Source organism: Mesorhizobium sp. M7A.F.Ca.CA.002.09.1.1 (assembly GCF_003998555.1).
Classification (GTDB): Bacteria; Pseudomonadota; Alphaproteobacteria; order Rhizobiales; family Rhizobiaceae; genus Mesorhizobium; species Mesorhizobium ciceri.
Genome location: NZ_RZRR01001050.1, coordinates 1 through 1,703 on the forward strand (window position 1 = coordinate 1; position 1,703 = coordinate 1,703).

At 59.9% G+C, this 1,703-nt stretch carries 2 protein-coding genes; both read right to left on the reverse strand.

All coding sequences use genetic code 11. The features are described from left to right. Positions 1 to 989 (reverse strand): cytosine permease (locus EN994_RS30070; RefSeq protein ID WP_127308082.1); only part of this gene is annotated, 989 nt, incomplete at its 3' end. Positions 990 to 1,229: 240 nt separating this feature from the next. Then, a partial coding sequence (locus EN994_RS30075; protein ID WP_245466123.1) for a LysR substrate-binding domain-containing protein occupies positions 1,230 to 1,703 on the reverse strand: 474 nt, incomplete at its 5' end.

Below are 1,703 nucleotides of genomic sequence, written 5' to 3' on the forward strand. Positions count from 1 at the left end.
ACGTTGATGCCAAGCGTCGCAACTGCAAAGGTCAGGGCAGCAAGGGCTGCCAGGAACCAGCTGTCGAATTTCGCCGATATCTGGTCGGGATGCAGCAGCACCTCGCCATAGACGTCAAAGGCGGCAATGGTGGTGACGCCGGCCACCAGAGAAAACAGGATCAGGTTGATCGGCAGGCCCCAGATGTTGCCCTTGCGCAGCGATGCCTTGTCAGGCGCGTAACGGGCGAAATCGCAGAAATTGAGATAGAGCGCCGAGAAATAGGTGACCCAGATCGCGGCCACCGCAAACAGCGAGGTCCAGGAGCCAGGCGTGCCGGGCACGCCCGCATCCTTCGTCTTGTCCAGCAGCACGTCCATCGGGATGTCGCTGGTGAAGGCAAATCTCCCGGATTTGACACAGAGATAGATCGCCAGGATCAGCATCATCACCCACACCGCGGGGCCGGCCCAGTCCTGGAAGCGGCGGACCGTTTCCATGCCGTTCTGGATGATCAGCAATTGCAGCCCCCAGATGACCACGAAGCAGATCACCTCCAGGCCGGTATGACCGAGGAAGTGCGTGCTGGCGTTGAAATCGGCGAACCATTGCGTGCGGATCAGCAGCGCCACGATCGCGCCCGAGGCGGCGGCAGTCTGCGCGCCGTACCAGAAGCAGGCGACGACGGCGCGCACCAGCGCCGGTATGTTGGCGCCCCAGATGCCGAAAGAGGCGCGGGCAAGCACGGGGTAGGGCACGCCCGTCTTCACGCCGGCATAGCCGACCATGTTCATCAGCGCGTAGATGATCAGCGAGCCGATGCCTATGGCGATGATGAAATTGACGAAGCCGCCGCAGAACAGGAACAGACTGGCGGCAAGATAGTAGCCCCAAAGGCTGTGGACGTCCGACGTCCAGACGTTGAAGATCGAGAATGGTCCCCAGTTTCGAACTTTGGCCGGAGCCAAATCCTCGTTGTACAGATCAGGTGAAGCACCCTGTATCGTCATGGCAATGTTCCCCTTTTGCAGCACGCGCCCTCACGCGTTGGCCGCGTGCAGGTTAAGCCTGCCGCAGGGGAACCGACAAGCAACCTATTTGCCGGCTTTGGCCTTAAAGATATTCAATGAGAACTGCGATTATCGATGCAAGGCGATGGTGGGTCATCGCTGGACCACGGATGAGTCGAGGTTCGACGCGGGGATTCCAATCTGAAGCGGTGGCTCCCGACATTTTCGGTTGGGGGGCATCTAAGCGATTGCCATCACCTGCTTGTGGTCCGCGACTTCGGCGAGCAGCCAATCCTGAAACAGACCGGTGCCTGGCTTGTTGCCGATGCTGCGACGCTGATGCAGGTAAATGCCGGCCGGATAGGTGTGGCGGGCACGGAACGGCGCGACCAGCTTGCCTTGCTGCAGAAAATCTTGCGCCATCATCGTGTCCGCAAGCGCTATTCCGGCGCCATTGATCGCTTCGCGCATGATCAAGGTGCAATCATCCAGTGTTGTGCTGGATTTTGGCGTCGTTTCCAGAACGCCTTCCTGCTCCAGCCAACGCTTCCATCTCATGGTTTCGCATTCATGGATCAGATGATGATTGACCAGATCGGCCGGCGATCGCAGCGGCACAGGCCCCTCCAGAAGCGAAGGCGCACAGACCGGCGTCAAAAGCAGCGGGATCAGCAGCGTCAGAGCCGGGACGGCCTTGTAGACGAACTCGTCGAC